The 5,343-nt window shown below is 71.2% G+C and carries 5 protein-coding genes; all 5 read left to right on the top strand.

Translation table 11 applies throughout. From position 1 onward, the window contains the following. Positions 1 to 1,051: hypothetical protein (locus HY68_RS15210; RefSeq protein WP_241778581.1), on the top strand; the 1,051-nt coding region annotated here is incomplete at its 5' end. A gap of 40 nt (positions 1,052 to 1,091) precedes the next feature. Next, entirely contained in the window at positions 1,092 to 1,754 is a 663-nt protein-coding gene (locus tag HY68_RS15205; RefSeq protein WP_041989067.1) for a DUF4129 domain-containing protein, read from the top strand. Then, entirely contained in the window at positions 1,751 to 2,998 is a 1,248-nt protein-coding gene (locus tag HY68_RS15200) for a DUF4350 domain-containing protein (protein ID WP_041989065.1), read from the top strand. The genes HY68_RS15205 and HY68_RS15200 overlap by 4 nt, the downstream gene beginning before the upstream one ends. Next, on the top strand, positions 2,995 to 3,978 hold the full coding sequence (locus tag HY68_RS15195; RefSeq protein ID WP_041989064.1) for a MoxR family ATPase: 984 nt from the start codon (positions 2,995 to 2,997) through the stop codon (positions 3,976 to 3,978). Before HY68_RS15200 ends, HY68_RS15195 begins: the two co-directional genes overlap by 4 nt. Positions 3,979 to 3,989: 11 nt before the next feature. Beyond that, on the top strand, positions 3,990 to 5,300 hold the full coding sequence (locus HY68_RS15190) for a DUF58 domain-containing protein (RefSeq protein ID WP_041989062.1): 1,311 nt from the start codon (positions 3,990 to 3,992) through the stop codon (positions 5,298 to 5,300). Positions 5,301 to 5,343: the final 43 nt, after the last annotated feature.

The following is a 5,343-nucleotide window of genomic DNA, read 5'->3' as shown; positions in this document are numbered from 1 at the left end:
CCCGGGCCCCGGCGGCCCTGGCGGCCCCGGCCCCTTCTGGGGACGGCCACCGGCGGCCAAGCCCGGCGTGATCCCGCTCCGCCCGCTCGGCGTCGGCGAACTCCTCGACGGAGCCGTCTCCACGGCGCGCGCCCACTGGCGCATCGTGCTCGGCGTGACCATCGCCGTCGCCGTGGTCACCCAGATCTGCGACCTGCTCGCCCAGCACTACCTGCTGCCCGACCCGACCGAGATCGACCCGAACGCCTCGCCGTCCGAGGCGCTGAACCAGGCCGTCGACTCCATGCAGTCGAGCCTGCTCGCCCTCGTACCCTCCGTGGTCATCACCCTGATCGGCACGCTCTTCACCACGGCCGTGCTGACCGTGGTGATCAGCCGGTCCGTACTGGGCCGCTCCGTGTCGCTCTCCGAAGCCTGGCACGAGGCCAGGCCCCGGATCCCGCAACTGCTCGGGCTGACCGTGCTGCTGCCGGTGATGTACGCCGCCATCCTCGGCGTCGGCATCCTGCCCGGGGTGCTGGTGGGCACACTGGCCGGAGGCGGCGGCGGAGCAGCCGCGCTCGCCGTCCTCGGCGGACTCGCCGCCTCGGTCGTGGTCGTATGGCTCTGGGTCCGCCTCACCCTCGCGTCCCCCGCCCTGATGCTGGAGCGCCAAGGCATCCTGCCGTCGCTGCGCCGCTCCGCCAAGCTCGTACGCGGAGCCTGGTGGCGCACCTTCGGCATCCTGCTGCTCACCCTGGTGCTGACCTTCATGGTCTCCATGATCATCGCCGTGCCGTTCAGCCTCATCGCCTCGGCCGTGGACGGTGAGAGCCTCGACGGGCTGTTCAGCAGCACCACGCCCGACTTCGGCTGGCCCTTCATGATCATCACCGGTATCGGATCCGTGATCGCCGCCGCGATCACCTACCCCATCTCCGCCGGCGTGACCGTGCTCCTCTACGTGGACCAGCGCATCCGGCGCGAGGCCCTCGACCTGGAGCTGGCCCGCGCCGCCGGCCTCACACCGGACGGCAACGGCCGTCCGGACCAGGGTCCTTCGGGGTACTGACACGGTGTCCATCACGGGGGAGACGGCAGCGGCATGGCTCATGGCGGGCGCGCGGGGCGACATCCCGGTGGACACCCCGCGCGACCCGGCCCGTGAAGCTGCCAGACGCGAACTGTCCAAGCCGCTGTACCACCAGAACGACCCCAGCCTCCTCCGCCGCGCACTGGACCGGTTCTGGGACTGGGTCGACGACCTCTTCAACTCCGCCTCCGGCGCGACCCCCGGCGGCACACTCGGACTCATCGCCGTCGCCGTACTCGTCCTCGCGCTGACAGCCGCCCTCTGGTGGCGCCTCGGCACCCCCCGCCGCATACCCGGCACTGCGGGGACGCTCTTCGACGAAGGACCCCGCAGCGCCGCCGAACACCGCACCGCGGCGGAAGCACACGCGGCGGCCGGACGCTGGAACCAGGCCCTCCAGGAACGGATGCGAGCCGTCGTCCGCTCCCTGGAGGAACGGGCCCTGCTCGATCCGCGTCCCGGCCGCACCGCCGTCGAAGCAGCCCTCGACGCCGGACACCCGCTCCCCGCACACGCCGACCGACTCCGAACCGCAGCCTGCGAGTTCGACGCCGTCACATACGGCGGCCGCACAGCCGACCAGGACGCATACCTGCGGATGCGGGAACTCGACCTCGATCTGCAACGGGCAAAGCCCCAACTGAGCCCGGCAACCGCCGGAGCGGGGGGAACCGCCCCATGACCTCCCTGACCGACCCCGCTCCCCCTGTCGCCGCGCCCCCGGCCACGTCCATCTCCCCGACGGCCCGGCAGATATGGACCCGAGGCCGCGGACTCCTGCTGGCCCTCGTCATCCTCCTGATCGCCGGCATCACCTTGGCCGCCCTGAACTCCGGTGAGAAGCATGGCCGGCTCGACCCACGCTCCGCCGACCAGTTCGGCAGCCGCGCCACCGCCGAACTCCTCAAGGCCAGTGGCGTCTCGGTCGATGTCGCCACCACACTCCACGAAGCCACAGCGGCCACCGGCCCGGACACCACACTCCTGGTGACCACACCCGACCTGCTGACTCCCGCTCAGCAACGGTCGCTGCACAACGCGACAGCGTCCTCCGGAGGCCGCACCGTCCTCCTCGGCGCCGGACCCGCCTCGGTCGGCATACTCGCCCCCGGCGTCCGCACGGACGCTCCCGCCCAGGTCTCCGCCCGCGCCCCCCGCTGCGCCCTCCCCGCCGCCCGCCGCGCGGGCACCGTCGACATCGGCGGCGAGCGCTACACGACGGACAGCACAACCGACGACACCAGCAGGACGAACGCCTGCTACCCGAGCGACGGACTGCCCAGCCTGCTCATCACCGGCACGGGGACGGACACAGACGCCGGCACAGCCGACACCGTGCTGCTCGGCTCGCCCGACCTCCTCTACAACGAACGCCTCGACAAGCAGGGCAACGCGTCGCTGGCCCTTCAACTCCTCGGCTCCCGGCCTCATCTCGTCTGGTACCTCCCCTCGCTCACTGATCCCTCGGCAAACAGCAACGGCGATGACGGCGAAAAGAGCTTCATCGACCTCATCCCTTCCGGCTGGCTCTGGGGCACCCTTCAGCTCTTCTTCGCCGCGATACTCGCCGCCGTCTGGCGAGCACGCAGGCTGGGCCCGCTCGTCCCGGAACGGCTCCCCGTAGCGATCCGCGCCTCGGAAGCCACCGAGGGCCGCGCCCGCCTCTACCGCAAGACCAACGCCAGGGACCGCGCGGCAACGGCACTGCGCTCGGCGACCCGGGAACGGCTCGCCTCTCTTCTCGGCGTCCCGCCTGCGGACGCCCACTCCCCCCACGTCCTGACAGCCGCCGTCTCCGCGCGGCTCCCCCACGCCTCCGTGAACCCGTCAGCTCTGCTGTTCGGCCAGGCACCGGCCGAGGACGCCGCTCTCGTCCGCCTGGCCGACCAACTCGACGCCCTCGAAAGAGAGGTACGCACCTCATGAGTGCCCCGACCCCTGAGACCGCTGTGAACTCGGACAGCGCCCGCGCTTCCCTGGAGGCCCTGCGCACCGAGATCGCGAAGGCGGTGGTCGGCCAGGACTCCGCCGTCACCGGTCTTGTCGTCGCTCTCCTGTGCCGGGGTCACGTCCTGCTCGAAGGAGTCCCCGGAGTCGCGAAGACCCTCCTGGTACGAGCACTCGCAGCCTCCCTCGAACTCGACACGAAGCGCGTCCAGTTCACCCCCGATCTGATGCCCAGCGACGTCACCGGCTCGCTCATCTACGACTCCAGGACCGCAGAGTTCTCCTTCCAGCCCGGTCCCGTCTTCACCAATCTGCTGCTGGCCGACGAGATCAACCGCACCCCGCCCAAGACCCAGTCGTCACTGCTGGAGGCAATGGAGGAGCGGCAGGTCACCGTCGACGGCACCCCGCGCCCGCTGCCCGACCCGTTCCTCGTCGCGGCGACCCAGAACCCCGTCGAGTACGAAGGCACCTACCCCCTCCCGGAAGCCCAACTGGACCGCTTCCTCCTCAAGCTCACCGTCCCGCTGCCGGGCCGCGAGGACGAGATCAACGTCCTCACCCGCCATGCGGACGGCTTCAACCCGCGCGATCTCAAAGCCGCCGGGATAGGCCCCGTCGCAGGCCCCGCAGACCTGGAAGCAGCCCGCGCCGCCGTCGCCAAGACATCGGTCTCACCCGAGATCGCCGGCTATGTGGTCGATATCTGCCGTGCCACCCGTGAATCCCCCTCACTCACACTCGGCGTCTCGCCCCGAGGCGCCACCGCCCTGCTCTCCACCGCCAGGGCCTGGGCCTGGCTCACCGGCCGGGACTACGTCACCCCCGACGACGTGAAAGCCCTCGCCCTCCCCACGCTGCGCCACCGCGTCCAACTCCGCCCCGAGGCCGAGATGGAGGGAGTCACAGCGGACTCCGTCATCACCGCGCTCCTCGCTCATGTCCCCGTCCCCCGATGAGGCGATGACCCATGGCCCTCACCGGACGAACCGCGCTTCTGGCGGCCCTCGGCTCCATCCCCGTCGGTCTCTTCGCCCCCAGCTGGACCGGGATCCTTGCCGTCGAAGCCCCCCTGTCCCTCGCAATTCTGTGCGACTACGCCCTGGCCGCGCCAGTGCAAAAGCTCCAATTCACCCGAAGCGGTGACACCTCAGTTCGACTCGGTGACGGCGCCGAGGTACAGCTCACCGTCACCAACCCCTCCCGCCGCCCTCTCCGCGCCCAACTCCGCGACGCCTGGCCGCCGAGCAGCTGGCAGGCAGGCACCGAACAGGCCGCGTCCCGCCACACCTTGACCGTGCCGGCAGGCGAACGCCGCAGACTCACCACACTGCTGCGCCCCACGCGCCGCGGCGACCGGCGCGCGGACCGCGTCACGGTGCGCTCGGTCGGACCGCTCGGCCTCGCGGCCCGGCAGGGCAACCACCAGGTGCCGTGGACGGTCCGCGTGCTGCCGCCCTTCACCAGCCGCAAGCACCTGCCGTCACGACTGGCCAGGCTCCGCGAACTCGACGGCCGCACCAGCGTCCTGACCCGCGGCGAGGGCACCGAATTCGACAGCCTGCGCTCGTACGTACCCGGGGACGACACCCGCTCCATCGACTGGCGGGCCACCGCACGCCAGTCAGCGGTCGCCGTACGCACCTGGCGCCCCGAACGCGACCGGCACATCCTCGTCGTCCTCGACACCGGCCGGACGTCGGCCGGCCGCGTCGGCGACATCCCGCGCCTGGACGCCTCGATGGACGCGACACTCCTGCTGGCCGCACTCGCGTCACGCGCGGGCGACAGGGTGGACCTGCTGGCCTACGACCGCAGGATCCGGGCCCAGGCGGCCCGCAGGTCGGGGGGTGACGTGCTGCCCGCCCTGGTGGCCGCGATGGCCACGCTCGAACCCGAGCTGGTGGAGACGGATGCCCGCGGCCTCACGTCGGCGGTACTGAGAAACGCCAGGCGAGGTTCGCTGGTCGTGTTGCTCACGACGCTCGACGCGGCAGCGATCGAGGAGGGCCTGCTGCCCGTACTCCCCCAACTCACCCAGCGGCACACGGTCGTCGTGGCGTCGGTGGCCGACCCGCACGTAGAGGAAATGGCCGGCGGACGCGGAACAGTGGACGCGGTCTACGAAGCAGCAGCAGGCAGCCAGGCCCAGGCCGGCCGACGCCGCACAGCGGAGCAGTTGCAGCGATATGGCGTGACGGTCGTTGACGCCACACCGGAGAAGCTGGCCCCGGCGCTGGCGGATGCATACCTGGCATTGAAGGCGGCGGGTCGGCTGTAGCGGGCCCTAGGCCCGAAAGGGCCGGGCTGAGCAACTTGTTTTT

Origin of the sequence: Streptomyces sp. AcH 505 (assembly GCF_000818175.1) — a bacterium.
Lineage (GTDB): Bacteria > Actinomycetota > Actinomycetes > Streptomycetales > Streptomycetaceae > Streptomyces.
The sequence above is the reverse complement of the archived record's forward strand: the minus strand, read 5'-3'. Positions and strand labels throughout refer to the sequence as shown.

Coding starts and splice junctions, on each gene's coding strand:
- HY68_RS15205 (WP_041989067.1), top strand. CDS start 1,092: ATGGCGGGCGCGCGGGGCGACATCCCGGTGGACACCCCGCGCGACCCG.
- HY68_RS15200 (WP_041989065.1), top strand. CDS start 1,751: ATGACCTCCCTGACCGACCCCGCTCCCCCTGTCGCCGCGCCCCCGGCC.
- HY68_RS15195 (WP_041989064.1), top strand. CDS start 2,995: ATGAGTGCCCCGACCCCTGAGACCGCTGTGAACTCGGACAGCGCCCGC.
- HY68_RS15190 (WP_041989062.1), top strand. CDS start 3,990: ATGGCCCTCACCGGACGAACCGCGCTTCTGGCGGCCCTCGGCTCCATC.